Genomic DNA, 25,941 nt, shown 5'->3' with positions numbered 1-25,941 from the left:
GTGCTTACAATGCGCCCGATTCCGAAAAACTGTCAAGGGGTTGCCGGGCCACAAAGATAACAAGGGGGAGACAGTTTGACCTGGGTCAGGCGCGGGCGGCGAGGAGCGCCGACATATCTCTGAGATAGTGCCAGGGGGAAAGGGGGTCGAAGCCTTTGGTTGCCCGGTCTACCTGGCTGCAAAGTGCAATGGCGTCGTGCAGCTGAGCGCGATTCAGGCGGCGGGAAGCCTGTTCCATCGCTCGTGCCCGCTGAGGCTGGAATACGCCTCTTTTCTTCAGGAATGAGGCGGGGTTTTCCGTCTGGCCGGCTGCGGATTTCAGTTCAAGCAACAGGTTCAGGTCGCGGCTCAGGACTGCCAGCAATCCCAGCGGGTTTTCACCCTCCTGCTGCAGCACGCTGATCATCTTGCAGGCGTGGGGTGCCCGGCCGGATATCAGCTCCGTGACCAGCTCGAAGCCACTGAACCGGGAGCTGTCCTGGACGGCCTGTTCAACGGTTTCTTCGTCAATCGTATTGCCGTTCGCCAGCAGAGCCAGCCGGTCCAGCTCCTGGCTGGCGGCAAGCAGATTGCCTTCCAGGCGTTCGCTCATGATCGCCAGAGCGCCACGGGTCAGGCTGAGTCCACGGCTGCTGGCCCTTTGTTGAAGCCAGCCCGCGAATTTGTCAGCGTCTACCGGCCAAACCGGTACATGCACACCCTTGCCCTGGAGCTCTTTGTACCATTTGCGGCGTGTTTCCGCGGCATCCAGGCGGGCGCTGATCAGTAGCAGAATGATGTCCTCAGGAGGTTCCTGAAGCACACGCTCAAGTACCGCGCGGCCGTCTCCGAGCTTGCCGGTTGGCAGATGAATTTCGATGCGCCGTCTTTCGGCGAACAGGGACATGGCGCTGAATTCGTCCGCGACCGCGTTCCAGTCCAGTTGATGATCCGCATGGAAAGTCAGGCGATCATGGAATCCGGCTTCTTTCGCGGCCTTTCGGACCTGATCGCAACACTCCTGAACGAGCAGCGGTTCATCCCCGGAAATCAGATAGACCGGGGCAAGGCTCTTTTTCAGTAGCTGGGATAGTTGTCCCGGATTGGTCTTCATGGCTTGCCTGTTGCTGGAGCGTCGGCATCCTGAGTGCGGTTGTATTCCGCCCGAATGGCATCAATCCGTTCGGAGGTCAGAGGCGCGAGGCGGAAAAGAACCTGCTGCGCCAAACGGTCGTTCAGTTGCTGGCGAAGTGTTTCTTCCTCACGTTGTTTGGCCAGTACATTGGTTTCATCGTACCGGTAACTTTCACTGGAGCTCAGTCGGGTTGAGGCAACGATAGGGATGCGGTCAGCACCGACAACCTCAAGAACCACCGAATGACGAAGGGTATACTCCGCAGCGGCCGCCTGGGCGGTGATGGCGGTCGCTCGCCGGTCCTCCTCAAAGTTACCGAGGCGCAGAATATAGTCGGCCTGCGCAACGTCAACGAGGTTGATTTCTCCAAGCTTGAGCTGCTCCCTGACCGACAGACAAAGCGTTTCGGGAACCGGTGAGGAACAATCCACCGCAAGCGGTTGAAGGGCGGCTGATACCGGAGGCGCGCCCCGCAGCTGGAATCCGCATCCCGCCAGAATCGCCAACAGGGAGGTAGCAATCGAGAGGCGGGCCAGGGATCTCAGAGCAGAGTGCCGGGGCATATCAGTTAGCCACCACATTCACCAGCTTACCGGGCACCACGATCACCTTGCGCACCGTGGCACCTTCGGTGAAACGCATCACGTTCTCGTTTTCCAAAGCCAGTTTTTCCAGATCGGATTTGCTGATGTCCGCTGGAACGTCTTCCTTGGCGCGAACCTTGCCATTGACCTGAAGCACCACCTGAATCTGGCTTCGCACCATGGCGCTCTCATCGGCTTTCGGCCAGGGTGCGTCGACGACCGGTTCTTGATGGCCCAGTGCCTGCCAGAGCGTATGACAGATGTGAGGCACAATCGGGGAGAGCACCAGAACCGCCGTGTCCAGGGCTTCCTGACGAACGGCTCGGGTCTGGGGTTCGTCATCCTGAAGTTTGCCAACTTCGTTGAGCAGTTCCATAACGGCGGCAATGGACGTGTTGAATGTCAGTCGGCGGCTGATATCGTCGCTGACCTTGGCGATGGTTTCGTGGGTCTTGCGCCGCAGATTCTTCTGGCTCTCGTCCAGGGCAGCTGAGTCCACCGCCGGAGCAGACCCGGACCCTGCGTGTTCATTCACCAGGCGCCACAGACGCCTAAGGAAACGGTGGGCGCCTTCCACGCCGCTGTCGGACCATTCCAGGGACTGCTCCGGCGGCGCGGCAAACATCATGAACAGGCGCACGGTATCGGCGCCGTGTTGGTCGATAATGGCCTGGGGGTCGATCCCATTATTCTTGGATTTGGACATCTTGGTGACGCCGCCGGAGATCACAGGCTCGCCATCGTCCTTGTGTACCGCCCGAATGGGATGACCCTTTTCATCGCGTTCAACGATGACCTCGGCGGGAGAGATCCATACCTTGCCGCCCTTGCCGTCTTCGCGGTAGTAGGTTTCGGCCAGGACCATGCCCTGGCAGAGCAGCCGATTAAAGGGTTCGGAGCTGGTCACCAGACCCACATCCCGCAGGAGCTTGTGGAAGAAGCGGGCATACAGCAGGTGCAGGATGGCGTGTTCGATGCCACCGATGTACTGATCCACTGGCAGCCAGTAGTTGGCAGCGGCCGGATCCAGCATACCCTTGTCGTAATTGGGGCTGCAGAAGCGGGCGTAGTACCAGGACGATTCCATAAAGGTGTCGAAGGTATCGGTTTCCCGTGTCGCCGGCTGGCCGTTGTACTCGGTTTTGCACCACTCCGGATCCGCCTTGATTGGCGACTGCACCCCGTCCATCTCGACGTCTTCCGGAAGGAGGACGGGCAACTGGTCATCGGGAACCGGCATCTCGGTACCGTCTTCCAGGGTCATCATCGGAATCGGTGCGCCCCAGTAACGCTGCCGGGACACGCCCCAGTCACGCAGGCGATAGTTGACCGTGCGCGTGCCGATGTTGTGTTCTTCCAGGTAACTGGCGATCTCGTCGAAGGCTTCTTCACTGGTCAGGCCGCTGTACTTGCCAGAAGACACCAGCGTGCCCTTCTCGGTAAAGGCCTGCTCCTGAACATCAATCTCGCGACCATCGTTTGCCGCAATAACCTGTTTGATGGGCAGGCGGTATTTCAGGGCGAACTCATGGTCCCGGTCGTCGTGGCCCGGAACGGCCATCAGGGCACCGGTACCGTAGTCGGTCAGAACAAAGTTGGCTATCCAGACCGGAATTTCTTCCTGGGTCAGCGGGTGAATGGCCTTGAAGCCCGTGTCGATGCCACGCTTCTCCATGGTGGCCAGCTCGGCCTCGGCCACTTTGCTGTTACGGCACTCCTCCACAAATTCGGCCACATCACGGTGGCGCTCTGCTGATTCTTTAGCCAGCGGGTGCTCGGCGGCAACCGCCATGTAGCTCACGCCCATCAGGGTGTCGGGGCGTGTGGTGTAGACTGTCAGGCCACTGTCTTTGTCCTTGAGCGGGAAGGTCAGCTCGGTACCCACTGACTTGCCGATCCAGTTCCGCTGCATGGTCTTGACCTGTTCGGGCCAGTCTTCCAGCTGATCCAGGTCGTTCAGCAACTCCTCGGCATAGTCGGTAATGCGGATGAACCACTGGGGAATCTTCTTCTGCTCCACGAGGGCTCCGGAGCGCCAACCACGGCCATCCACGACTTGCTCGTTGGCCAGAACCGTCTGATCCACGGGATCCCAGTTCACCGTGGACATCTTCTTGTACACCAGGCCTTTCTCATACAGACGGGCGAAAAACCACTGTTCCCAACGGTAATAATCGGGCTTGCAGGTGGCCAGCTCCCGGTCCCAGTCATAACCAAAACCCAGCTGCTTGAGCTGGTTTTTCATATATTCGATATTGGCGTAAGTCCACTTGGCTGGAGCCGTCTTGTTGGCAATGGCAGCGTTCTCGGCGGGCAGGCCGAAAGCATCCCAGCCCATGGGCTGCATCACATTCTTGCCCTGCATGCGCTGGTAACGGGAAACGACATCGCCAATGGTGTAGTTACGGACGTGCCCCATGTGCAGCTTGCCACTGGGGTAGGGGAACATGGACAGGCAGTAGTACTTGGGCTTGCCTGGCTCTTCCTTGACCATGAAGGTCTTGTTCTCTTCCCAGAAATTGCGGGCATTCTGCTCTACGTCACGGGGATTGTATTGCTCGTCCATTCCTGCCATTACCGAAATTACCTTGTGTGAAAAATAAAACCCTGTACCAAAATGATGTCCGGAGCGGGCCGCACATTCTAACGCACACTTGGCTTTACAGGTAGTCTGCCAATTTTCCCGTCTTGTGCCAGACTAGCTGGTATGGGAGAAGTGCCGGCAGCGGATTCAGCCTGGCCCTTGCACCCGAGTCCAGTATCGAGGAGTCATTATGACAGCACCAGAAAGAAGCCATCTCTCAGGAAAAGCCCTGGAAGTTTATGACCGAATGCTGGAACGGGTGAATTCCCGTCTCCATGTGTTGGAACAGACGTCGCTCCAGACTCTGGAGGAAGAGGTGCAGAAGGCGGTGGAGTTCGAGTACGAACTGGAGGAAATGACCCGGGAGGAAGCGGATCTTCTGGGGGCCTACCTGCAGCGGGACCTTGAGCACCTGATGCATTTTGTGGACGAAACCGGTGAAGGCCTGGGGGAGTGGTTACAGCTGGACATTGCGTTGCTGGAGCACCAACTGGCGGACCGGTTATTGTCTGTTGCCGACAAAACCCTGGTCGATACCCTGGAACTCAAACAGAAACTGGAGAACAAGGAGGTCGGTCAGTATATTTCCGGAGAAGTGGCCACCGCAGGTATGTTCCAGTGCCTGAATTGCGGCCATATGCGCTGCCTGACCGCTACCAGCCATCTCGAACCTTGCGATGCCTGCGGCTCCCATTACTACGAGCGGGTTACGAGCCGCTGGCCGAAACGGGAGGAATGATCCGCTCCCGGACAAACACGATCAGGATGACCGCCAGAGTCAGCACTGGCCAGGAACCGGTTTGCATGTAAGGCGTGCTGCCGGTGGCGGTGAAGACCTCGCCGGTAAGAGTTGCGCGTTCGAAATGAGGGATGGTCTCGGTCAGCTCGCCCCGGCTATTGATGATTGCGGTCACGCCATTATTGGTGCCCCGCACCATATAGCGGCTCGTTTCCAAGGCGCGCATCCGGGCAATCTGCAAATGTTGCAGGGGCCCGATGGAATCTCCGAACCAGCCATCGTTACTGATGGTCAGCAACAGGTCGGCACCTCGGGCGTTGAACGCGACGAAATCCGGGTAGGCCACCTCGTAACAGATGAATGGCATGATCTTGATGCCATTTGCCTTGAGTGGATCCTGCCCGGCGGGTCCCCGGCTGAAGCTGCTCATGGGCAGGTCAAAGAACCCGATCAGCCCCCTCAGCATGCTTTGTAAAGGCACATATTCCCCAAACGGAACAAGCTTCTGCTTATGGTAAATGCCGTCGCCATTGCCGATGGCCATGATGCTGTTGTGATATGTGAAATCCTCAATACGATCACTGAAGCCGTACCATGGAATGCCGGTAATGAGAGTGCTGTTTTCGCCCAGCTCACCGCTGATGTGCTCGATGATTTTGCCGGCCTGATCCTGGGGAATGGGAATGGCCGTTTCCGGCCACAGGATCAGGTCGGTGTTCCAGTAGCCCTCGGTCATGCCGAGGTACGTCACAATCTGGTCTTTAAGAAAGTCCGGATCCCACTTGATCTGCTGGGGGATATTGCCCTGCATGGCGGCAAAGGTTGTGGCCTCGGTGCTGAGCTCGGTCCAGTCAACCCGGTTCATGGTTGGAGCGATCAGCCAGGGAATCAGTGCCATCGCCAGGGTGATAGCTGCGGCGACCGGTCTGAGATGTTTAGCCAGCCACCAGCCCGCGTAGAGCGCAGCGCCGGTAGCGGTGATCCAGAAGGTTAGGCCGTGGACACCGGTTACAGGCGCCAGGCCGGCCAGCGGACCATCGGTGTGAGCGGTACCGAGATACAGCCATGGGAAACCGGTCAGCAACCAGCCCCGAAGCCAGTCCCCCAGAATCCAGATCGCAGGGAACAGGATCAGTCGGCGGATGGCGCTCTTCTTTGCGAGAATGCCCCAGAACCAGAACGCCAGGCCGTGGAACAGTGCCAGGCCAGCCACAAAGGCGACGGTCAGCAGGATGGCGACGGGAATCGCCGTGTTGCCGTACTCGCTGATGCTGATATACACCCAGCTGGCACCACTGCCGAACAGACCAAGCCCGGTCAGCCATCCGGCCCTGAACAGCTTTTCCGGTGCCAGAGGAACCGTGACCAGCAGGATCAGCAGAACCGAGACCGGCCCCAGCCACCAGAGCTGAAACGGAGAAAAGGTCAGGGTTTGCAGCGCGCCGGCAACCACCAGGGTCGCCGCGCCGAGCCAGCGGTTGGTTGATAGCGGGGTATTCAGGGCGTTGGCGTTTTTAACATCATGGTTCACTGCGGGTTACCTGCAACAGACGGATGACACGGTTATCGGCGTTGGCAATGGTAAAGCCCAATCCGCCGAATTCAACCGATTCGCCCCGTCTGGGCAGGTGTCCAAACTCCTTGAGTACAACGCCACCGATAGTATCGAATTCTTCTTCATCGAATTCGGTCTCGAAGAATTCGTTGAAATCATCGACTGGCGTTACCGCCTTGACCGCGTAACTGCCATCACCCCGTGCCTTGATGTGGGTTTCCTCATCAAAGTCATGTTCGTCTTCGATTTCGCCGACGATCTGCTCAAGCACGTCCTCGATGGTGATCAGCCCGGCAGTGCCGCCGTACTCGTCCACCACAATGGCCATGTGGTTGCGGTTTTCCTTGAACTCCTTGAGAAGCTGGTTCAGGCGCTTGCTTTCGGGAACAAAGGTTGGCGGCCGCAGAATTTCCCGGATTCGATTCCAGTTCAGATCGTTGTTCAGGGCAAGGGGAAGCAGGTCCTTGGCCAGCAGGACGCCAATCACGTCATCCTGGCTATCGCCGATCACCGGGAAGCGGCTGTGGGCAGAGGAGATTATTTCTCCGAGAAACTCTTTCGGGTCCTGGGATGCCTTGACGGTGACCATCTGGGAGCGGGGAATCATGATTTCATCCACCCGCATGTCAATCACCTGCATGGCACCCTCGATGATGCTCATGGCATCGACATCGATGATGTTCTGGGACTCGGCGTCCCGCAGGATTTCCAGCACGTCCTCGACGGACTCAGGCCCGCTGGAGAAGGCCTGTGATATACGTTCCAGCCAGGATTTGCTGCCCTGGCTGCGACTCGACTGATCGTCGCTCATGAGTCTTTTTCCGTTTCCTCTGCTTCGTAGGGGTTGCCAAATCCAAGCTGTGCCAGCAACCGGACTTCGAGGGCTTCCATGGCCTCGGCATCTTCGTCTTCAATATGATCGTAACCCTGGAGGTGCAACATACCGTGCACCACCATATGGGCCCAGTGCGCTTCCGGCGATTTCCGCTGCTCCCGAGCTTCATTCTCAACAACCGGCGCGCAAATTACCAGATCTCCCGCCAAAGGCACCGTTATACCGGCTGGCGCCTCAAATGGGAAGGACAACACATTGGTCGGCTTGTCCTTGCCCCGGTACTGATAATTCAGCGACCGGCTCTCTTCGGCTCCGACAATACGGACAGTTACCTCGGACGGATCCTCCCCTTGCCACGCCAGTTGCGCCCATTTCCGGAACGCCTGTTCCGATGGAATTCCGGGCGCCTCGTAAATCTGCTGAAAATCCACTGTCAGCTTGCTCACCGGCTGGTCGCGCTCCCGTCGTCAAAAGAATCGTAGGCTTCCACAATGCGCTGAACCAGCGGATGGCGTACAACGTCCTTCGCTTCAAACCGGGTAAAGCCAATGCCCGGCACCTTGCTCAGCACACCGGCAGCATGAATCAGCCCGGAATTCTGGCCGCGGGGCAGATCTACCTGGGTCGTGTCGCCGGTAATGACGGCGGTAGAACCGAAGCCGATCCGGGTCAGAAACATTTTCATCTGTTCCCGGGTGGTGTTCTGGCTTTCATCGAGAATGATAAACGAGTTGTTCAAGGTTCGACCGCGCATGAACGCCAGCGGCGCAATCTCGATCACGCTTTTCTCGATCAGCCGGGTCACCTGCTCAAAGCCGAGCATTTCATATAGGGCGTCGTACAGCGGGCGTAGATACGGGTCCACCTTCTGAGCCAGGTCTCCGGGCAGGAAGCCGAGCTTCTCACCAGCTTCCACCGCCGGGCGCACCAACAGAATCCGCTTCACTTGCTCGTCTTTCAGAGCCTCCACCGCACAGGCAACCGCCAGCCAGGTCTTGCCGGTACCGGCGGGGCCGATCCCGAAGTTGATATCGTGGGTGCGGATGCTGTGCACGTATTTCTGTTGATTCGCACCACGGGGCTTGGCCTGAAGCTTGGGTGTTTTGATCACCGACACCGAGCCGTCATAGGGCACATCTTCGGGCAACCGCTCAAAGCCGGTTTCCCGGATAAACAAGTGCACGGTATCGGGCGAAATGTCCTCTGTGGCGTCGGTTTCCCGATACAGATGCCGCACAACCTCAACGGCCGCCGCCACATGTTCGGTTTCCCCTTCCACCCGGAAGTGATGTCCACGCCGGCCAATTTTCACCTGCAGGCGTTTTTCAATCATCTTCAGGTTTTCATCAAACTGGCCACAAAGGGTCGCCAGCCGACGCTGGTCCATCGGGTGCAGGTCAAATTGTCTGTGATCGTTGGCGTTCAAAAGTGCTCCGTTTTGGTCTACTCCCCTAGTTTCGGGGAGCACGTGTTTCTGATTTCATTGTAACGGGCTAGGGCCGGAAGGGGGCTTCCAAAAAGCGCCCGCAAGTACGTCCCTGTAGGGCTCGGTCGCGCCATCCCTGGCGCTCCACGTTTTTGGAAGCCCCCTTCCGCCCCTCACCCTGATCAATCTATGTGCCGGCCCGAACATAAAAAAACAAGTAGGTCGGATTAGCCGGAGGCGTAATCCGACAGATTTCTCCGTTACAGGGATGTTGTTGGATTACGACTTCGTCTAATCCAACGCAGACTACGACCTGTATCCGTTATCCCCTCATTGAGATATTCCACCACTCGGCAAACTCCCAAGCCGGACGCTTACGAAGCCGGGCCTAAAACAACTCAGAGCTAACGGGCAACCCGCGAAGAGAGTTGGGATAAGCCTCCACAATCTCGACATCGATAAAGTGCCCAACAACCTCCGGATTCTCATGCCGGAAGTTCACAATCCGGTTGTTCTCCGTGCGCCCCGCATACTCCCCAGGGTCCTTCTTGGACAGGCCGGTCACCAGAATCCGCTGGGTGCTTCCAACCATCTTCCGACTAATATCCATCACGTTCTGGTTCAGACGCTCCTGCAGAATGCTCAGGCGTTGCTTCTTCACCTCCATCGGCGTCTCGTCCGGGAGATCCGAGGCCGGCGTCCCCGGGCGGGCGCTGTAGACGAAGCTGAAGGACATATCAAAGCCGATGTCGTTGATCAGCTTCATGGTGTCTTCAAAGTCTTTCTCGGTTTCCCCCGGGAAGCCAATGATGAAATCCGAGGAGAAGCTGATATCCGGCCGAATCTTGCGCAGGCGGCGGAGTTTGGATTTGTACTCCAGTGCCGTGTGGCCGCGCTTCATGGCAGACAGGATGCGATCAGAACCGCTTTGAACCGGCAGGTGCAGGTGGTTGACCAGCTCCGGTACGCGCTCGTAGACGTCGATCAGGGCATCCGAGAACTCCACCGGGTGGGAGGTGGTGTAACGTATGCGGTCGATACCGTCGATGGAGGCAATCAGCTCAATCAGTTCCGCCAGGTCCATGGTGTCGCCATCGTGGGTCGCGCCACGGTAGGCGTTCACATTCTGGCCAAGGAGATTCACTTCCCGAACCCCCTGGCTGGCCAGGTGGGCGACTTCGGCGACCACATCGTCGGCTGGTCGGCTGACTTCTTCACCGCGGGTGTAGGGCACCACACAGAAGGTGCAGTATTTGCTGCAGCCTTCCATGATAGACACAAAAGCGGACGGGCCGTCGGCACCCGGATCGGGCAGGTTGTCGAACTTTTCGATCTCCGGGAAACTGACATCCACCACGCCCACGCCATTACCCTTGGCGCGCACTTCGGTAATCATGTCCGGCAGTCGGTGCAGGGTCTGGGGGCCGAAGACCATGTCGACGTAGGGCGCCCGGTCGATGATGGCCTGGCCTTCCTGGGAAGCCACGCAGCCGCCTACGCCGATGATCAGGTCGGGCTTTTTGCTTTTAAGCTTCTTCCAGCGGCCGAGCTGGTGAAACACTTTCTCCTGGGCCTTTTCCCGGATGGAGCAGGTATTCAGCAACAGGATGTCGGCATCATCCGGCGAATCGGTCATTTCGACGGTTTCGCCGGTTTTGAGCAGGTCTGCCATTCTGGCTGAGTCGTACTCATTCATCTGACAGCCGTGGGTTTTGATGTACAGCTTTTTGGCCATGGGTCTCACGTAATCTGGTGGATGTTGCGCCGGGAACTGGGTGGTTGCTAAAGGGCGCCAGCAAAAAGGAACTGCGTAGTATAACGGGGTGATCATTCTTCAACCACCTTTGTCTCGGCTTGTTGCTAGTCGGACTGTGGTATTATTTTTCGAAAACTCCTCCCCAATCGCTTCGACGGTCCTCGCGAGAAGACCTTTTAAACACACAAACAAACTCACAAAATACAATGACCCCCGAACGCCTCGCCCGAATCAAACAAACCCTCAACACCCGGCAACCGGACCTCAGCGTCCTCACCGACCAGGTCCACAAACCCCGCAACCTGTCTGCCATCATTCGCTCCTGCGATGCATTCGGGCTGGCAAACACGCACGTGGTGTGGCCAAAAGAAGGCTTCCGGGCGTTCCGGAAAACCGCCGGCGGCAGCTACAACTGGGTAACCACCCATACCCACCGCAGCATGGACGAGGCCATTGCAAACCTGAAAGGGCAGGGCCACAAGCTCTACGCGGCGCAGCTTTCGGATCGGGCCATTGATTTCCGGGAGGCGGACTTTACCGTGCCGTGCACGGTGATCCTGGGAAACGAAGTGGACGGTGTCAGCGCCGATGCCGCGGCCCAGGCCGATGAGCACATCGTGATTCCGATGATGGGGATGGTGGAATCCCTGAACGTCTCCGCCGCCTGCGCAATTATCCTGTCCGAAGCCCAGAGGCAAAGAAAACTGGCTGGCCTGTTTGACCGGCGCCGGTTGCCGGATGACGAATACAACCGCCTGTTGTTCCGCTGGTGCCAGCCCACGGTCAAACGCTACTGCGACGACCGCAAGCTGCCATACCCGCCTATTGATCCGGAAACCGGAGAATTGATTGACGGTGTCGGCTGGATGCAGGAGGTTCGAAAGTTAAGGGCAAATCGCCCAAGATGGGACGACGACCCCAAAAACCTTACTCCTCGCGAGCTTCCAGATACCGCTGAAGCTGCTCCCGCAAAGCCTTGGGAAGTCGAGTGATCGTCAGGGCATCTTTGTCCCGGTCATAGTAAATCGCCTGGTTCACCAGGTCGGATGAAAACGACACGCTCATACCACCCCCGGAGCCCGCAATACGAACCAGCTTCTTGACCTTTCGGTGATCTGGGTGAAGCACGCCACTCTCCGGAAGCTCTGCGGTTTTCGAGGCAAATTCCTTGAAACGTTGCGGCTCGCTCTCGTCCAGATAGCCGGACAATGCCTCGATTTCCACCGGTTCCCCAAGGGCATGCTGCTCCTTGCAGAATTCGTACGCCTTGTTGCGTACCTCGCCGGCCTTTTCCGGTTCGGAGGACTTGGCAAATGCCTCCACCGCATCCAGGAACGTCATGGTCTCCTTTTCCACATCCACCTGGTTGGTAAACCCGCACAGGCGAATAAACAGCTCCCCGGGCTCGCCCGTGCCGCGGCCGTGGACCAATGTCATGTAGTTTTCTGCCGGGTTATTGCTGCGCCAGTCGTCCAGTTCGATGCGAACAGCCAGGTTCAGGCGCGAGACGCTGAGAACATCGGTGGCATCCAGTGACTCATTGCCATCGAACCGCATGGCGCTGTCGTTTTCCAGGATAAAGAGGTAGACCACCTCTGAGTCGGCCAGGGCGTCATGCACGATCATCAAGTGGCCATCAAACTCCTCCTGACTGCCGGTCAGCAGCTCCTGCCACTGCCCGAACAGGCGGTCGGTCATGGCGCCGAAGCTTTGCTTGTCTTCCAGGTAGTCCTTCAGCCAGGCGCTGAGCGGGCACTCGCCGAGATCCTCGGAGAACCGCCCGTATTTCTTGCCGGGTTTGCTGTTGAACAGCCGCTTCATCTGCTTGTGCAGGCCTTCGTAATCGCCACCGGGCTCCTGCAGGGCCTCGCCGGTAACAAGGCGGGCGGGCTGGCCCGGCTGGTACTGGCTGGCGAAGGCGGTGCGGAGGTGTTTGATGGCCATAGACGAAATGCTCCTGTTGGCAGAATGAAAAAAGCCCCGGAGTCAGTTTCCGGGGCTGGTGATTTTGCCATGGTCGGCCGCGACCTTCAGCAACCGTTATGGTCGCACATCAAAATATTAAATACGCTTGCTGCGAACCAATTCCTGCACAAGCTGGCTGACGGCCTCAGGAATTTCCTGTTCGCTGTCTGCCGTAGTGGTGGCATTGGCGATGTCGGATCCGAGGTTAACGGCAATGGCAATCAGGCCGTGGGCGGAGAGCAACTGAGCAACGCCGCGACGTTCGTCCGCATTACCGGCGTTCTCCTCGGAGACCACAACCGCCGTCTTGCCCTGGTCGAACAACGCCCGCTCAACCGCCAGAGCCAGCGCCGGCGCCTGTTTGCCGTTGCAGGCGATGATTGCCGGCTTCTGGGCCAGGCGGCGCTCACGTTCTTCGACGGACACGGGGTCCAGGGATTCGCCAGCATCCGCCAGGCCTGCAACCATGCCGGCACCGATGGTGACGTTTGACAGCCGGTCAATCACGATAAAGCTGCCTGTGGCGTGGTTCCGCTGGTACGCGTCGAAGGCGATCGGCTGGTTCAGGGTCAGCTCGCACAGGCCGATCTCATTCAGCTGCAGGGCGGCAGGATCCTCGTTCTTTTCGAGGGTGTTCACGTCGGTCTGATGGTGAATTTTCTTCACTGTGCCCGAGGTGAAGGTGGGCCCGAGCTTGATGTCGTAAAGCCGGCCGGTTTCCAACGGCGCGTCGGTCATCCACACGATGTTGGCGTTGAAGCGGTTGCCCACTTCGGGCTCGTCTTCCACCTTTACCAGCATGTCGCCGCGGCTGATGTCGATTTCATCGGTCAGCGTGAGGGTGACGGCCTGGTCGATGTAGGCTTCTTCGAGGTTGCCGTCAAAGGTTACAATTTCTTTCACGGTGCTGGTGCGCCGGGAGGGCAATGCCATGACCTTTTCGCCCGGGCGGATCACGCCGGAGGCGATGGTGCCGCAGAAGCCGCGGAAGTTCAGGTTCGGGCGGGTTACGTACTGAACCGGGAATCGAAAGTGCTCCAGATTCTTGTCCCGGCCCACTTCCACGGTTTCCAGGATTTCCATGAGCGGCTGGCCGGTGAACCAGGGCATGCTCTCGCTCTTGTTTACCACGTTGTCACCTTCCAGGGCGGAAATCGGCACGAAGCGGATATCCTTCAGGCCCAGCTTGGCGGCAAATCCCAGATAGTCGTCCCGGATTTCGTTGAAGCGCTCTTCACTGAAAGCCACCAGGTCCATTTTGTTGATCGCGACAACAATGTGGCGGATGCCCAGCAGTGATGCGATATAGGAATGCCGTCGGGTCTGGGTCAGCACACCGTGACGGGCATCGATCATCAGGATCGCGACCTGTGCAGTGGATGCACCAGTGGCCATGTTCCGGGTGTACTGCTCGTGGCCCGGGGTGTCGGCGATGATGAACTTGCGCTTGTCGGTGGAGAAGTACCGGTAGGCCACATCAATGGTAATGCCCTGTTCGCGTTCCGCCTGCAGGCCGTCTACCAGAAGGGCAAGATCCAGCTTTTCGCCGGTGGTGCCCATCTTGGCACTGTCGGTTTTGAGCGACGCCATATGATCTTCATAGATCATCTTGGTGTCATGCAGCAGGCGGCCAATCAGGGTGCTTTTACCGTCGTCGACGCTGCCGCAGGTGAGCAGGCGCAGGAGTTCCTTGTTTTCGTGCTGTTTCAGGTAGGCCTGAATATCTTCAGCAATCAGATCAGACTGGTGTGACATCTTAGAAGTATCCTTCCCGCTTTTTCTGTTCCATGGAGCCGGCTGAATCGTGGTCGATCACGCGACCCTGCCGCTCGGAACTGGTGGCCAGCAGCATTTCCTGGATGATCTCCGGCAGGGTGTCCGCCTCGGATTCGATAGCGCCGGTCAGCGGGTAGCAGCCGAGGGTGCGGAAGCGGATCGATTTCATCATCGGCTTCTCGCCTTCCTTCAGAGGCATGCGGTCATCGTCCACCATGATCAGGGTGCCATCGCGCTCAACCACCGGGCGCACTGCGGAGTAGTAAAGGGGAACAATCTCGATGTCTTCCAGGTAGATGTACTGCCAGATATCCAGCTCGGTCCAGTTGGATAACGGGAACACCCGGATGCTTTCGCCCTTGTTGATCTTGCCGTTGTAGATGTTCCACAGCTCGGGGCGCTGGTTTTTCGGGTCCCAGCGATGGTATTCATCGCGGAAGGAATACACGCGCTCCTTGGCCCGGGATTTCTCCTCGTCCCGGCGGGCGCCGCCGAACGCCGCATCAAACTTGTATTTGTCCAGAGCTTGCTTGAGGGCCTGGGTTTTCATTACGTCGGTGTGCTTGGCACTACCATGAGTGAATGGGCCAATGCCCTGTTTGATGCCGTCCTCGTTCTTGTGAACGATCAGGTCCAGTCCGTATTCCTTTACCTTGCGGTCCCGGAAATCGATCATGTCGCGGAATTTCCAGGTGGTATCCACATGCATGAGGGGGAAGGGCGGTTTGCCAGGATAAAAGGCCTTGCGGGCCAGGTGCAGCATTACCGCGGAGTCTTTACCGATGGAATACAGCATCACCGGATTGTCGAACTCGGCTGCCACTTCCCGGATAATGTGGATGCTTTCCGCTTCCAGCTGTTTCAGGTGCGTGAGGTTGTATGTGGTCATGGTAATCCGTTGCCGCCGTGCGGGCCGTTGTGGCTATGCGAATTTATAGGCAACTATACCAGAGCTGGTAAGGGCATAAGAAGACGGCCAACTAGACATTGGCGTTATAACAATATAGCAGGTGGCTGGCGCTGGGCCTCGGAAAAGCGGGCGCTCGGCTCAGACCGGACTGGGGGAATCGGCCAGCAGCTTGGCAACGTATCGGTCGACATAGTCGAAGCCGTTGCCCTCAAATTCCGCGAACTGGATGCCCAACCAGAATTCGTCTCTGGCGATCCGGCGCATATGTACGATGTTGCCATCAGCAATGATGGCAACCGGTTGGGTGGCAACAACGGGCACCGAGAACCGGGCTTTGACGGCAATCCAGTTGCCGGGCGCAGGCGCCTTTTGCTCTGGAATCAATCGTTTCACCGTTTCCTGATTGCAGGAAATCATCACGCCGGTGCGTGAAAGATTGGAAATCGAACAGGTCAGGCAGCAGCCATCCGACGTTTCAATGGTGATGTCGGTGGCTACGTCCACCCGTTGCTGATTGCGCAGATTCTGTTTGGCGGCGACAGGTTTCATGTTTACTCTTCTGGCGTGTCTGGTTGCAAATGAGGCTGCCTTTCCCATAAATCCCTTCCAGAAAAACACTTAAACTCATGATAAACGCGTGAAAGTGTAGTTGTTTACTTTGTGATCAGCAAGAAGTCTGCCGCCTATTGTGGCAGTTTTGTTAAATGTTTCTGAACAAAGCGTCACAAAAATTGACACCTGTCAGTATTATCCACCCGAAATACAGGTCGGGCTTTTGCTGCAGGTAGCACCGTGCCTGGTGTAAAATGCCGGTCTTCATTCATTTGTGGGCTCTTACCGAGCTCCGGGAATTCCAAGCCTTTTATGACAGACAACACCCAGAACCCCGCTACACAAACCGGTAATGGCAAGGTCGGCTTTATCAGCCTTGGCTGCCCCAAGGCCCTCGTGGATTCCGAGCGTATCCTCACCCAGCTTCGGCTCGATGGTTACGATGTGGTCCCAACCTATGACGACGCCGATATCGTGGTGGTGAATACCTGTGGCTTTATCGATGCGGCCAAGCAGGAGTCCCTGGATGCCATTGGCGAGGCCATCAGCGAAAACGGAAAAGTCATCGTCACTGGTTGCATGGGTGTCGAAGCCGACAAGATCCGTGAGACTCACCCAGGAGTTCTGGCTGTCTCAGGCCCCCACGCCTACGAGGAGGTGGTCGGCGCCGTTCACCAGTTTGTGCCCCAGAAAAGACAGCACGACCCGTTCACCGATCTGGTTCCACCCCAGGGTATAAAACTGACGCCAAGGCACTATGCCTACCTGAAGATTTCAGAGGGCTGCAACCACCGCTGCACCTTCTGCATCATTCCATCCATGCGCGGCGATCTGGTCAGTCGCCCCATAGGGGATGTGATGGATGAGGCCCAGCGCCTGGTGGATGCTGGCGTCAAGGAGCTGCTGGTGATTTCCCAGGACACCTCGGCGTACGGTGTGGATATCAAATACCGCACCGGCTTCTGGCAGGGTCGCCCGCTGAAAACCAAAATGCAGGCGCTGTGTGAGGCTTTGGGTGAAATGGGTGTGTGGGTGCGACTGCACTATGTTTACCCGTACCCCCATGTGGACGACATCATCCCGCTGATGGCCGAAGGCAAAATCCTGCCGTACCTGGACATCCCGTTCCAGCACGCCAGCCCGAAAGTCCTCAAGGCCATGAAACGCCCGGCCCACGACAGCAAAACCCTGGACCGTATCCGCAAGTGGCGGGAAATCTGCCCCGAGCTGACCATCCGCTCGACCTTCATCGTCGGCTTCCCCGGCGAAACCGAGGAAGATTTCCAGTACCTGCTGGATTGGCTCGACGAAGCGCAGCTGGACCGTGTCGGCGCATTTAAATACAGCCCGGTTGAAGGCGCGAAAGCCAACGAGCTGGAAGGTGCGGTTCCGGAAGAGGTAAAGGAAGAGCGCCTGGCCCGATTTATGGAGAAGCAGGCCGAAATCTCAGCCGCCCGCCTGCAGGCTAAAATCGGTAAAACCATCGACGTGCTGATCGACGAAGTTGACGAAGAGGGCGCCATCGGTCGCTCCAAAGCGGATGCGCCGGAGATTGACGGCATGGTTTATCTCAACGATGAAACCGACCTTGTTCCTGGGGAGATTGTTCAGGCTGTGGTTGAGCATGCCGATGAGCATGATCTTTGGGCCAGGTTGGTGTGACCGGCCTCTCGTTGGGCTCCTAGCCTTCTTGGGTTGGAGCTGACGCACGGGCGGGGACGGCTGCCCGGACAGGCAGTTAACACCAAATTCAGGATTTTGGTTGGATTACGCTTTGCTAATCCAACCCACGAATACCTAGGAGTTCGCAGGCCTTGGCAGGAAGCTTCTCCCAAAAATGTTGGAGGCCAAGGATGGCCGGAAACAAGCGCACATGGACGTGCTCGTAGCGGTTTTTGGGAGAAGCTTCCTGCCAAGGCCTCCCCCGCAACAACCAGGCTGGGGCCGCAATCAAAATCACGACCCACGGCTAGCAGGAGAACCGAAAAGTCAGCCTCCGAGTTTCTTGACCAGAATCTCATTAAACAGCTTCGGATTCCCCTGACCTTTAGAGGCCTTCATCAGCGGCCCCATAAACCCACCAAGCATCTTTTTCTGCTTCTTGGGATCGGATTCCTCCTGGTACTGCGCGACCTGATCCGGCATGCCGGCCAGAACCTCATCGACCATCTTCTCCAGTTCCCCGGTGTCGGATACCTGCTTCAGGCCCTTGGCGTCGATGATGGCGTCGACATTGTCGTTCTCGCCAGACCAAAGCGCCTCGAAGACCTTCTTCGCACCGGCGGACGAGACCGTGTTGTCGGCAATCCGCACCACCAGGTCACCCAGCTGGGCCCCGTTGATGGGTGAGTCGGCAACGGCTTTCTCTTCGGCATTCAGGCGGGCGGAGAATTCGCCCTGGATCCAGTTGGCCACCAGCTTGGCATCTTTGCAGTGGCTGGCGGCTTCCTCGAAGAAGGCGGCCAGTTGTGAGTCGCCGCTGAGCAGGCTTGCGTCGTAGTCGTTCAGGCCATACTGCTCCATAAACCGTGCTTTCTTGGCATCCGGCAGTTCCGGCAGGCTATTGCGGGCCTGTTCGATGAACGAGTCATCGATCTCCACCGGCAGCAGGTCCGGGCAAGGGAAGTAGCGGTAGTCGTTGGCTTCTTCCTTGGTGCGCATGGAGCGGGATTCGTCCCGGTCGCCGTTGTACAGGCGCGTTTCCTGCACGATCCTGCCGCCGTCCTCCAGGATGTCCATCTGCCGCTCGACTTCATGGGCAATGGCCTGTTCCATAAAGCGGAACGAGTTCAGGTTCTTGGTTTCGGTACGGGTGCCCAGCGTTTCTGCGCCTTTGGGCTTCAGGGAGATGTTGACGTCGAAGCGCATGGAGCCCTGGGACATATCGCCATCGCAGATGCCGAGGGACGTCACAATGCCATGCAGTTTTTTGGCAAACGCCACGGCCTCTTCCGAATTGGTCATATCAGGTTCAGTGACCACTTCGATCAGTGGTGTTCCGGCCCGGTTAAGGTCGACACCGGTCATGCCATGAAAGTCTTCATGGAGGGATTTGCCAGCGTCTTCTTCCAGGTGGGCGTGGTGAATGCGCACGCGTTTGGTTTCGCCATTGGCCAGGTCAAGGTCCACATAGCCGGGTCCCACAATCGGGCGCTCCAGTTGGGTGGTCTGGTAGCCTTTGGGCAGGTCCGGATAGAAATAGTTCTTGCGCTCAAACACCGAGCGTCGCTCGATCTCGGCATTCACCGCCAGTCCAAACATTACCGCATATCGGAAGGCCTGCTCATTCGGAACCGGCAGGGTGCCCGGCATGGCCAGATCAACGGCATTGGCCTGGGTGTTGGGCTCGGCGCCGTACGCGGTGCTGGAGCCGGAAAAGATCTTGGTTCGGGTGGCGAGCTGAACGTGAATTTCCAGCCCGATCACAATGTCCCACTGCATAGTCGTTCTCCTGTCCGGGCTTATTGCGGTTCACGCTGGTGCCAGTCGGTCACCTGCTGGTATTGATGGGCGGTGTTCAGTAAACGGGCTTCAGAGAAATAATCCCCAATGATCTGCAGACCTACCGGAAGACCATCCACGAAGCCCGCCGGCACCGACATGGCCGGAATGCCCGCGAGGTTAATAGCAATGGTAAACACGTCCTCGAGGTACATGGTGACCGGGTCGTTGGTCTTCTCGCCCTGAATGAATGCAGGCGAGGGTGTGGTCGGGCTCATCAGCACGTCCACTTCCTTAAAGGCATTGATGAAATCCTGCTGGATCAGCCGGCGCACCTTCTGGGCCTTCAGATAATAGGCATCATAATAACCGGCGGACAGCGCATAGGTGCCCACCAGAATCCGGCGTTTCACCTCCGCACCAAAGCCTTCGGCCCGGGTGCGGGTGTACATATCCATCAGATCCTTCGGGTCTTCGCAGCGGTAGCCGTAACGCACCCCGTCAAAGCGGGACAAGTTGGCGGAGGCTTCCGCCGGCGCAATCACATAATAGGCCGCTATCGCCAGCTTGGCGTTGGGAAGGGACACCTCTTTCACTGTGGCACCCAGCTTTTCGTATTCCTTCACTGCATTGCGAACCTGCTGCTCCATGGCCGGGCTGAGCTGGTCGCTGAAGTACTCCTTCGGTAAACCTATCTTCAGACCTTTTAACGACTCGTTCAGCGTGGCGGTGTAATCAGGAACTTCACGATCCAGCGAGGTGGAGTCCTTTGGGTCGAACCCGGCCATCACATTCAGCATCAGCGCGTTGTCTTCAGCGGTGCGGGCCATAGTGCCGCCCTGATCGAGACTGGAGGCAAAGGCAATCATCCCGTATCGAGACACCAGACCATACGTTGGCTTTAGCCCGGTAACGCCACAAAGAGCCGCCGGCTGGCGAATGGAGCCGCCGGTGTCCGTTGCCGTAGCTGCCGGCACCAGCCGGGCTGCCACTGCTGCTGCAGAACCACCGGAAGATCCACCCGGCACCCGCTTTTCACCCTGGCCTAAACCCCAGGGGTTGGTGGTCGCACCAAAATAGCTGGACTCAGTGGACGACCCCATGGCGAATTCATCCATGTTGGTCTTTCCAAGGCACACCGCCCCGGCCTGACGGAAATTCGCCGTCACCGTGGCATCGTAGGGCGGAACAAAATTCTCCAGCATCTTCGATCCACAAGTGGTGCGAACGCCGTTGGTACAGAAAATATCTTTATGAGCAAACGGAATCCCGGTCCAGGGCGTCGCATTCCCCGCCGCCCGCTGCGCATCTGCTGCCCGAGCATCAGTCAGCGCCTGTTCTTCGGTCACGGTAATAAAGGTGTTGTACTTGCGGTCTTCCTGCCTGATACGGTCAAGAAGCTGCTGGGTCAGCTCCACGCTGGAAATCTGGCTGCTCTCCAGTTCCCGGGAAAGCTCTGCTACGGATTTGTTATGCATGATACGTCCTTCACTCAATAACGCGGGGCACGAGATACAGCCCGTTCTCGGTGGCCGGTGCAATTGCCTGGAAGGCTTCCCGCTGATTGATCTCGGTCACCTCATCGGCACGCAGGCGCTGGACGGCATTCAGCGGATGAGCCATGGGCTCTACCGAATCGGTATCGGCTGCACCCAGCTGATCCACCAGATCCAGGATGTTGCCAAGATCCTTCTCCAGTGCCGAGACCTGCTCGTCATCCACGCGAATGCGGGCGAGCACAGCGACTTTCTCAATGTCCTTGCGGGAAATGGTCACGCATTGCCTCCAAGATAAATGAAATGTCGTTAATGAAGCGTTGTAATGTAAAGAAGGTTACTCAGGGCTTCGGGGCGTTCGGGGGCCCCTTTTCAAAACTGTTGAGGGCCACGGACGGCCCGAAACAAGCGCACATGGATGTGCTCGTAGCGTGTTTTGAAAAGGAATCCTCGAGCGGCCCTTCACTGAGGCCGAAAAAGAAAGTACGTATGGTAACAGATTCGAACAATCGCGGGAGGCCCCAGCCCACAAGGTAAATGTGTGAAACGTAAGGCGCGGGGCCCGTTCGCGCCTTGCCTGCAGGGGTGCTCACTGCTAAAGTTGCCGCATCTTTTCTACGCGACTGCAACTCTCAGGTTGAAATTACACGAATGTTGATAAAAAGACTCCGAGGCTTATTTTCAAGCGACCTGTCCATCGACCTGGGCACCGCCAACACCCTTATCTATGTGCGCGAGCGCGGAATCGTTCTCAACGAACCATCCGTTGTGGCCATTCGCACCAGTGGCTCCCAGAAAATGGTTGCGGCCGTTGGCGCAGAAGCCAAGCGCATGCTGGGCCGTACGCCTGGCAATATCACCGCCATCCGCCCCATGAAAGACGGTGTGATAGCAGATTTCGTCGTCACCGAGAAAATGCTTCAGCATTTTATCCATAAAGTGCACGAAAACAGCTTCATTACGCCGAGCCCCCGGGTACTCGTCTGTGTGCCCAGCAAGTCCACTCAGGTAGAACGCAAAGCTATTCGCGAATCGGCACTTGGTGCCGGCGCCCGGGAAGTTTTCCTGATCGAAGAGCCCATGGCAGCCGCCATCGGCGCAGGTCTGCCAGTGGAAGAAGCCAGTGGCTCCATGATCGTGGACATCGGCGGTGGCACCACCGAAATCGCCATCATCTCCCTGAACGGCATTGTCTATGCCGAGTCCGTCCGGGTTGGTGGTGACAAATTCGACGAAGCCATTGTCACCTACGTGCGCCGCAACTATGGCAGCCTCATTGGCGACTCCACAGCAGAACGCATCAAGCACGAAATCGGTTGTGCCTACGAAGGCCTCGACATCCGCGAAATCGACGTTCGCGGCCGTAACCTGGCAGAAGGGGTGCCCCGGGCATTCACCCTGAACAGCGAAGAAATTCTCGACGCGCTGCAGGAATCCCTGGCGCAGATCGTCCAGACCGTGAAAAGTGCGCTGGAACAATCGCCGCCTGAACTGGCTTCCGATATCGCCGAGCGCGGTATTGTATTGACCGGTGGTGGCGCACTGCTGCGCGGGTTGGACAAACTGATCAGCGAAGAAACCGGTCTGCCGGTGATCATCGCTGAAGACCCGCTGACCTGTGTTGCCCGTGGTGGCGGCAAGGCGTTGGAAGTGATTGATCGGGGTGGCATCGGAATGTTCTCCCAGGAGGGATAATCCTGTGGGGAGGGCTCGCCATTAAAACCATCTTCGTCCAGGGGCCTGTTCCCGGCTTCAGACTCATCATCGTTCTTCTCGTATCGGCAGCCCTGGTGGTTGCCGATGCGCGTTTCGACAAGCTCTCAACCGTGCGCAGCACCATTGCCACAGGCCTGGCTCCGGTGTACTGGCTCGGCAACGCCCCCTACGAATTCACCGACTGGGTGGCGGGCCTGTTTGAAAACAAGAAAGACCTTCAGCAGGAAAATGAGGATCTTCGGGCCCGTTTGCTGATCCTTGAACGCCGTGCCCTGAAATACGCGGCACTTGCCTCCGAAAACAACGAACTGCGTCGCCTGATGAACTCTTCTGAGGTGCTGGATGACCGAGTCATTGTTGGTGAAGTGGTTGCTGTCTCTCCGGACCCTTTCTCCCACGAGGTCATTATCAACAAAGGTCGACGCGATGGCGTGGTGCCAGGCCAGGCTATTCTGGACGCCCACGGGCTGATGGGGCAGGTGGTGCAGAGCAGTCAGTTAACTTCTCGCGTTCTGCTGGTGTCCGACAGCAGCCATGCAGTTCCCGTGGAAGTGGTCCGCAACGGATTGCGGGCTATCATGCTGGGCACCGGCAACAGCGATACCCTTGATCTGGTCCACGTGCCAGACACCGCCGACATCCGTGAGGGCGATCTTCTGGTAAGTTCCGGTCTCGGTGGCCGGTTCCCTCGGGGCTACCCGGTGGCAGAGGTGAGCCGCATCAGCAAGGAGCAGGGTGAGCCATTTGTCTCCATAGAGGCAACGCCGAAAGCGCAGCTGAACCAGAGCCGGTTGGTGCTGGTGGTGTTTCCACCGGAGGGGGCGTCATTGACCGAAGGTGAGCCCATGGAAGGCGAGTCCGCCGCTGACGTTGAGGCAGGCACCATGCAGGGAGGGCAGGGCTGATGCTATCGGTAATCAGCTATCCGGTTTTTGTACTGTCCGTTATTTTCGCCCTGGCTTTCAGTATTTCCCTGTTCCCCGTTGGCTGGTTTGAGTTCCGTCCCGAATGGCTGGGGCTGCTCGTTTTCTACTGGACGTTCCGGGCGCCGGCCCAGTTCGGTATTCTGCTGGCCTGGTGCCTGGGGCTGCTGCTGGACGTCCTGGAAGCTACCCCCCTGGGTGTCAACGCCATGGCCATGGCGTTGATCGCCTTCCTGGTGCTTACCATCCACCAGCGCCTCCGAATGTATCCGATGCCCCAGCAGTGCCTGATGGTGTTCCTGTTGCTCGGGATCAACCAGATGCTGGTGCATTTCCTGAAGCAGCTGCTCGGTGCCGAGGATGCTGGATTCAGCTATCTCTGGCCGGCGCTGACCAGTGCTCTGGTATGGCCGGTATTCTCCATTCTGCTGGACAACATTAACCGCAAACTGGGTTAGCCATGTCGTCACTCATTCTTGCCTCGGCCTCGCCGCGACGTGCAGAGCTGTTGCAGCAAATTGGCCTGAGTTTTTCTGTTCGTCCGGCGGATGTCGATGAAACGCCCCAAGTTGGCGAAACGCCGGAACACTACGTGGAGCGGCTGGCCAGGGGGAAGGCGCTGGCGGTGGCAGAATCGTCTCCGGAATGCCTGGTACTTGGATCCGATACCTCGGTGGTCCTTGATGGCGTTATTCTGGGTAAACCCTCTTGCGCCGAGGAGGCCAGAGCGACTCTGGCCCAGCTCTCCGGTGCCACCCATCAGGTGATGACCGCTGTGGCACTGGCTTGTCATGGCGTGTGCCATTCCCGGCTCGTGGTAACGGAAGTCGGGTTCAGGGCCTTGTCTGCTGAGGAAATCGAGGCCTACGTTGCCAGCGGTGAACCAATGGACAAGGCCGGAAGTTATGGGATTCAGGGGCTTGGTGGTATTTTTGTTAATGAACTTCGGGGTAGCTACAGTGCCGTGGTTGGTTTGCCGCTGCAGGAAACAGCAGCATTGCTGGCAGATGCCGGTTACCCGGTCTGGAAACACTGGCCGCGCAGTCTGGAGAGCCAAACATTATGAGTGAAGAAATCCTGATCAACGTCACACCCGTGGAAACCCGCGTGGCCCTGGTTGAGAACGGCATGCTGCAGGAAGCCTATATTGAGCGCACCAGCAGGAAAGGGATAGTCGGGAACATCTATAAGGGCAAGGTAGTGCGAGTCCTGCCGGGTATGGAAGCCGCGTTCGTCGATATTGGTCTGGAGCGGGCGGCGTTTATTCATGCCTCCGATGTGGTTCCGAGCCAGTCCAATGGCGATGATCCGGCCAATACCCCTAAAACTGTTCCGGACATTCGCAGCCTACTTCGGGAGGGTCAGTCCCTTGTCGTTCAGGTCACCAAAGACCCCATTGGGACCAAAGGCGCGAGGCTGACAACCCAGCTTTCTATACCCTCCCGGTACCTGGTATTCATGCCTGGGGTCAGCCATGTGGGTATTTCCCAGCGGATCGAGGACGATAACGAGCGGGTCCGCCTGAAAACGCTGGTCGAGGAGGCCTCTGCAGAGGACCCGGACGTCCAGGGTGGCTACATCATCCGGACTGCTGCCGAGGCGGCTTCACCGGAAGATCTGATCGGTGACATGACCTATCTGCACCGGTTGAGTCAGTCCATCCACGAACGGATTTCCCGGGTTCAGGCACCGGCGGTGGTCTATCAGGATCTGCCCCTGTTTATTCGTACCATCCGGGACCTGATCCGGCCCCAGACCGAGAAGGTTCGTATCGACAGCCGCGAGAGCTATCAGCGGGTAATGCAATTTGTTGATGAGTTTGTGTCGGAATTTGCTGATAAAGTCGAATACTACCCGGGAGAACGACCCCTGTTCGATCTCTACTCGGTAGAAGACGAGATTCAGAAAGCCCTGAGCCGGAAGGTTCAGCTCAAGTCCGGCGGTTACGTGATCATCGATCAGACCGAGGCCATGACCACCATCGATATTAATACCGGTGCGTTTGTGGGCCACAGGAACCTGGAAGAAACCATCTTCAAAACCAACCTTGAGGCCGCCCGGGCCATCAGCCGCCAGCTGCGCCTGCGAAATCTCGGTGGCATCATCATTATCGATTTTATTGACATGGAAGATCCCGAGCACCAGCGTCAGGTTCACCGCATGCTGGAGAAAATGCTGGAGCGGGATCATGCCAAAACCAAGATTACCGGCGTGTCGGAACTGGGGTTGGTGGAGATGACCCGCAAGCGCACCACAGAGAGCCTTGGCCAGGTGCTTTGCGAGCCCTGTCCGATCTGTGACGGCCGGGGATTTCTGAAAACGAGCGAGACCGTGTGTTATGAAGTGTTCCGGGAGATTCTCCGGGTCAATCGTGCCTACGATGCCGAGAGCTACCTGGTCATGGCGTCACAGAGTGTGGTCGACCGCCTGTTGGATGAAGAATCAGACAACGTGGCCGATCTGGAGACGTTTATCAGCAAAACCATTCGCTTCCAGGTAGAGCCATTTTACAGCCAGGAGCAGTACGATGTCGTTCTGCTCTGACCCCGGGGCAACCTGCAGGCCAGGG

23 protein-coding genes are annotated in these 25,941 nt (G+C 57.8%); 8 read left to right on the top strand and 15 right to left on the bottom strand.

The window, feature by feature from the left end:
- Window positions 1-85 precede the first annotated feature (85 nt).
- From holA to leuS, 3 genes are read right to left on the bottom strand one after another with little or no spacing between them, the layout of a single operon-like run.
- Window positions 86-1,093, bottom strand: a complete 1,008-nt coding sequence (gene holA, locus ACN0XM_RS07540; RefSeq protein ID WP_417566312.1) for a DNA polymerase III subunit delta — start codon at window positions 1,091-1,093, stop codon at window positions 86-88.
- A complete protein-coding gene (gene lptE / locus ACN0XM_RS07535; RefSeq protein WP_417566311.1) occupies window positions 1,090-1,695 on the bottom strand; it encodes an LPS assembly lipoprotein LptE in 606 nt (201 codons plus the stop codon). Before lptE ends, holA begins: the two co-directional genes overlap by 4 nt.
- Window positions 1,679-4,264 (bottom strand): leucine--tRNA ligase, encoded by a 2,586-nt coding sequence (gene leuS / locus ACN0XM_RS07530; protein WP_417566599.1) that lies wholly within the window; start codon window positions 4,262-4,264, stop codon window positions 1,679-1,681. Before leuS ends, lptE begins: the two co-directional genes overlap by 17 nt.
- Before the next feature lie 208 nt (window positions 4,265-4,472).
- Between leuS and ACN0XM_RS07525 the strand changes: the two genes are divergently transcribed.
- A complete protein-coding gene (locus ACN0XM_RS07525) occupies window positions 4,473-5,021 on the top strand; it encodes a zinc ribbon-containing protein (RefSeq protein ID WP_417566310.1) in 549 nt (182 codons plus the stop codon).
- Here the strand turns inward: ACN0XM_RS07525 and lnt are convergent.
- The 5 genes from lnt to miaB form a co-directional block, all read right to left on the bottom strand.
- Window positions 4,990-6,552 (bottom strand): apolipoprotein N-acyltransferase, encoded by a 1,563-nt coding sequence (gene lnt / locus ACN0XM_RS07520; RefSeq protein WP_417566309.1) that lies wholly within the window; start codon window positions 6,550-6,552, stop codon window positions 4,990-4,992. The genes ACN0XM_RS07525 and lnt overlap by 32 nt on opposite strands.
- Window positions 6,542-7,387 carry an HlyC/CorC family transporter gene (locus tag ACN0XM_RS07515; protein ID WP_417566308.1) on the bottom strand — a complete coding sequence of 282 codons (846 nt, stop codon included), beginning with the start codon at window positions 7,385-7,387 and terminating at the stop codon, window positions 6,542-6,544. Before ACN0XM_RS07515 ends, lnt begins: the two co-directional genes overlap by 11 nt.
- On the bottom strand, window positions 7,384-7,857 hold the full coding sequence (gene ybeY / locus ACN0XM_RS07510) for an rRNA maturation RNase YbeY (RefSeq protein ID WP_417566307.1): 474 nt from the start codon (window positions 7,855-7,857) through the stop codon (window positions 7,384-7,386). Before ybeY ends, ACN0XM_RS07515 begins: the two co-directional genes overlap by 4 nt.
- Window positions 7,854-8,837, bottom strand: a complete 984-nt coding sequence (locus ACN0XM_RS07505) for a PhoH family protein (RefSeq protein ID WP_417566306.1) — start codon at window positions 8,835-8,837, stop codon at window positions 7,854-7,856. The genes ybeY and ACN0XM_RS07505 overlap by 4 nt, the downstream gene beginning before the upstream one ends.
- A 388-nt stretch (window positions 8,838-9,225) precedes the next feature.
- Window positions 9,226-10,572 (bottom strand): tRNA (N6-isopentenyl adenosine(37)-C2)-methylthiotransferase MiaB, encoded by a 1,347-nt coding sequence (gene miaB, locus ACN0XM_RS07500; protein ID WP_417566305.1) that lies wholly within the window; start codon window positions 10,570-10,572, stop codon window positions 9,226-9,228.
- A gap of 227 nt (window positions 10,573-10,799) precedes the next feature.
- Between miaB and trmH the strand changes: the two genes are divergently transcribed.
- A complete protein-coding gene (trmH, locus tag ACN0XM_RS07495) occupies window positions 10,800-11,585 on the top strand; it encodes a tRNA (guanosine(18)-2'-O)-methyltransferase TrmH (protein ID WP_417566304.1) in 786 nt (261 codons plus the stop codon).
- Here the strand turns inward: trmH and ACN0XM_RS07490 are convergent.
- From ACN0XM_RS07490 to ACN0XM_RS07475, 4 genes are all read right to left on the bottom strand, one after another.
- Window positions 11,521-12,537, bottom strand: coding sequence for a nucleoid-associated protein (locus ACN0XM_RS07490; protein WP_417566303.1), 1,017 nt, complete (start codon window positions 12,535-12,537; stop codon window positions 11,521-11,523). The two genes, trmH and ACN0XM_RS07490, sit on opposite strands and share 65 nt — an antisense overlap.
- A 117-nt stretch (window positions 12,538-12,654) precedes the next feature.
- Window positions 12,655-14,313: a sulfate adenylyltransferase subunit CysN gene (gene cysN / locus ACN0XM_RS07485; RefSeq protein WP_417566302.1), complete on the bottom strand. Its 1,659-nt coding sequence runs from the start codon at window positions 14,311-14,313 to the stop codon at window positions 12,655-12,657.
- Window position 14,314: 1 nt separating this feature from the next.
- The gene (cysD, locus tag ACN0XM_RS07480) at window positions 14,315-15,223 is read right to left on the bottom strand and encodes a sulfate adenylyltransferase subunit CysD (protein ID WP_417566301.1); all 909 of its coding nucleotides are present in this window, start codon (window positions 15,221-15,223) and stop codon (window positions 14,315-14,317) included.
- A 159-nt stretch (window positions 15,224-15,382) separates the two neighbouring features.
- On the bottom strand, window positions 15,383-15,793 hold the full coding sequence (locus ACN0XM_RS07475) for a PilZ domain-containing protein (RefSeq protein WP_417566300.1): 411 nt from the start codon (window positions 15,791-15,793) through the stop codon (window positions 15,383-15,385).
- 315 nt (window positions 15,794-16,108) lie between these two features.
- Here ACN0XM_RS07475 and rimO point away from each other — a divergent pair, with 315 nt between their 5' ends.
- Window positions 16,109-17,458, top strand: coding sequence for a 30S ribosomal protein S12 methylthiotransferase RimO (gene rimO, locus ACN0XM_RS07470; RefSeq protein WP_417566299.1), 1,350 nt, complete (start codon window positions 16,109-16,111; stop codon window positions 17,456-17,458).
- 327 nt (window positions 17,459-17,785) lie between these two features.
- On the opposite strand, the gene gatB is transcribed toward rimO, so the two are convergent.
- From gatB to gatC, 3 genes are read right to left on the bottom strand one after another with little or no spacing between them, the layout of a single operon-like run.
- On the bottom strand, window positions 17,786-19,237 hold the full coding sequence (gene gatB / locus ACN0XM_RS07465) for an Asp-tRNA(Asn)/Glu-tRNA(Gln) amidotransferase subunit GatB (protein ID WP_417566298.1): 1,452 nt from the start codon (window positions 19,235-19,237) through the stop codon (window positions 17,786-17,788).
- 20 nt (window positions 19,238-19,257) lie between these two features.
- Complete coding sequence (gatA, locus tag ACN0XM_RS07460; protein WP_417566297.1) at window positions 19,258-20,715, bottom strand: Asp-tRNA(Asn)/Glu-tRNA(Gln) amidotransferase subunit GatA; 1,458 nt, start codon at window positions 20,713-20,715, stop codon at window positions 19,258-19,260.
- A gap of 10 nt (window positions 20,716-20,725) precedes the next feature.
- Window positions 20,726-21,013, bottom strand: a complete 288-nt coding sequence (gene gatC / locus ACN0XM_RS07455; protein WP_417566296.1) for an Asp-tRNA(Asn)/Glu-tRNA(Gln) amidotransferase subunit GatC — start codon at window positions 21,011-21,013, stop codon at window positions 20,726-20,728.
- Between the two features lie 374 nt (window positions 21,014-21,387).
- On the opposite strand from gatC, the gene ACN0XM_RS07450 reads away from it, so the two are divergent.
- From ACN0XM_RS07450 to rng, 5 genes are read left to right on the top strand one after another with little or no spacing between them, the layout of a single operon-like run.
- The gene (locus ACN0XM_RS07450; protein ID WP_048497043.1) at window positions 21,388-22,428 is read left to right on the top strand and encodes a rod shape-determining protein; all 1,041 of its coding nucleotides are present in this window, start codon (window positions 21,388-21,390) and stop codon (window positions 22,426-22,428) included.
- A gap of 2 nt (window positions 22,429-22,430) precedes the next feature.
- Window positions 22,431-23,354 carry a rod shape-determining protein MreC gene (gene mreC / locus ACN0XM_RS07445; protein ID WP_417566598.1) on the top strand — a complete coding sequence of 308 codons (924 nt, stop codon included), beginning with the start codon at window positions 22,431-22,433 and terminating at the stop codon, window positions 23,352-23,354.
- Window positions 23,354-23,830 carry a rod shape-determining protein MreD gene (mreD, locus tag ACN0XM_RS07440; RefSeq protein WP_417566295.1) on the top strand — a complete coding sequence of 159 codons (477 nt, stop codon included), beginning with the start codon at window positions 23,354-23,356 and terminating at the stop codon, window positions 23,828-23,830. The genes mreC and mreD overlap by 1 nt, the downstream gene beginning before the upstream one ends.
- Window positions 23,831-23,832: 2 nt before the next feature.
- Complete coding sequence (locus ACN0XM_RS07435) at window positions 23,833-24,438, top strand: Maf family protein (protein WP_417566294.1); 606 nt, start codon at window positions 23,833-23,835, stop codon at window positions 24,436-24,438.
- Entirely contained in the window at window positions 24,435-25,916 is a 1,482-nt protein-coding gene (rng, locus tag ACN0XM_RS07430; RefSeq protein ID WP_417566293.1) for a ribonuclease G, read from the top strand. The genes ACN0XM_RS07435 and rng overlap by 4 nt, the downstream gene beginning before the upstream one ends.
- The last annotated feature ends 25 nt before the right edge of the window (window positions 25,917-25,941 follow it).

This window comes from Marinobacter sp., assembly GCF_048269445.1.
Lineage (GTDB): Bacteria > Pseudomonadota > Gammaproteobacteria > Pseudomonadales > Oleiphilaceae > Marinobacter.
Note: the sequence above shows the minus strand (reverse complement) of the source record. Positions and strands in the feature narration are given on the sequence as shown.

Excerpts from the sequence above, each read along its gene's own strand:
- rng (WP_417566293.1), top strand. The coding sequence starts at position 24,435 with ATGAGTGAAGAAATCCTGATCAACGTCACACCCGTGGAAACCCGCGTG.
- ACN0XM_RS07515 (WP_417566308.1), bottom strand. The coding sequence starts at position 7,387 with ATGAGCGACGATCAGTCGAGTCGCAGCCAGGGCAGCAAATCCTGGCTG.
- gatA (WP_417566297.1), bottom strand. The coding sequence starts at position 20,715 with ATGCATAACAAATCCGTAGCAGAGCTTTCCCGGGAACTGGAGAGCAGC.
- cysD (WP_417566301.1), bottom strand. The coding sequence starts at position 15,223 with ATGACCACATACAACCTCACGCACCTGAAACAGCTGGAAGCGGAAAGC.
- ACN0XM_RS07525 (WP_417566310.1), top strand. The coding sequence starts at position 4,473 with ATGACAGCACCAGAAAGAAGCCATCTCTCAGGAAAAGCCCTGGAAGTT.
- mreD (WP_417566295.1), top strand. The coding sequence starts at position 23,354 with ATGCTATCGGTAATCAGCTATCCGGTTTTTGTACTGTCCGTTATTTTC.
- miaB (WP_417566305.1), bottom strand. The coding sequence starts at position 10,572 with ATGGCCAAAAAGCTGTACATCAAAACCCACGGCTGTCAGATGAATGAG.
- ACN0XM_RS07435 (WP_417566294.1), top strand. The coding sequence starts at position 23,833 with ATGTCGTCACTCATTCTTGCCTCGGCCTCGCCGCGACGTGCAGAGCTG.
- rimO (WP_417566299.1), top strand. The coding sequence starts at position 16,109 with ATGACAGACAACACCCAGAACCCCGCTACACAAACCGGTAATGGCAAG.
- leuS (WP_417566599.1), bottom strand. The coding sequence starts at position 4,264 with ATGGACGAGCAATACAATCCCCGTGACGTAGAGCAGAATGCCCGCAAT.
- holA (WP_417566312.1), bottom strand. The coding sequence starts at position 1,093 with ATGAAGACCAATCCGGGACAACTATCCCAGCTACTGAAAAAGAGCCTT.
- trmH (WP_417566304.1), top strand. The coding sequence starts at position 10,800 with ATGACCCCCGAACGCCTCGCCCGAATCAAACAAACCCTCAACACCCGG.
- lptE (WP_417566311.1), bottom strand. The coding sequence starts at position 1,695 with ATGTGGTGGCTAACTGATATGCCCCGGCACTCTGCTCTGAGATCCCTG.
- cysN (WP_417566302.1), bottom strand. The coding sequence starts at position 14,313 with ATGTCACACCAGTCTGATCTGATTGCTGAAGATATTCAGGCCTACCTG.
- gatB (WP_417566298.1), bottom strand. The coding sequence starts at position 19,237 with ATGCAGTGGGACATTGTGATCGGGCTGGAAATTCACGTTCAGCTCGCC.
- ACN0XM_RS07490 (WP_417566303.1), bottom strand. The coding sequence starts at position 12,537 with ATGGCCATCAAACACCTCCGCACCGCCTTCGCCAGCCAGTACCAGCCG.
- ACN0XM_RS07475 (WP_417566300.1), bottom strand. The coding sequence starts at position 15,793 with ATGAAACCTGTCGCCGCCAAACAGAATCTGCGCAATCAGCAACGGGTG.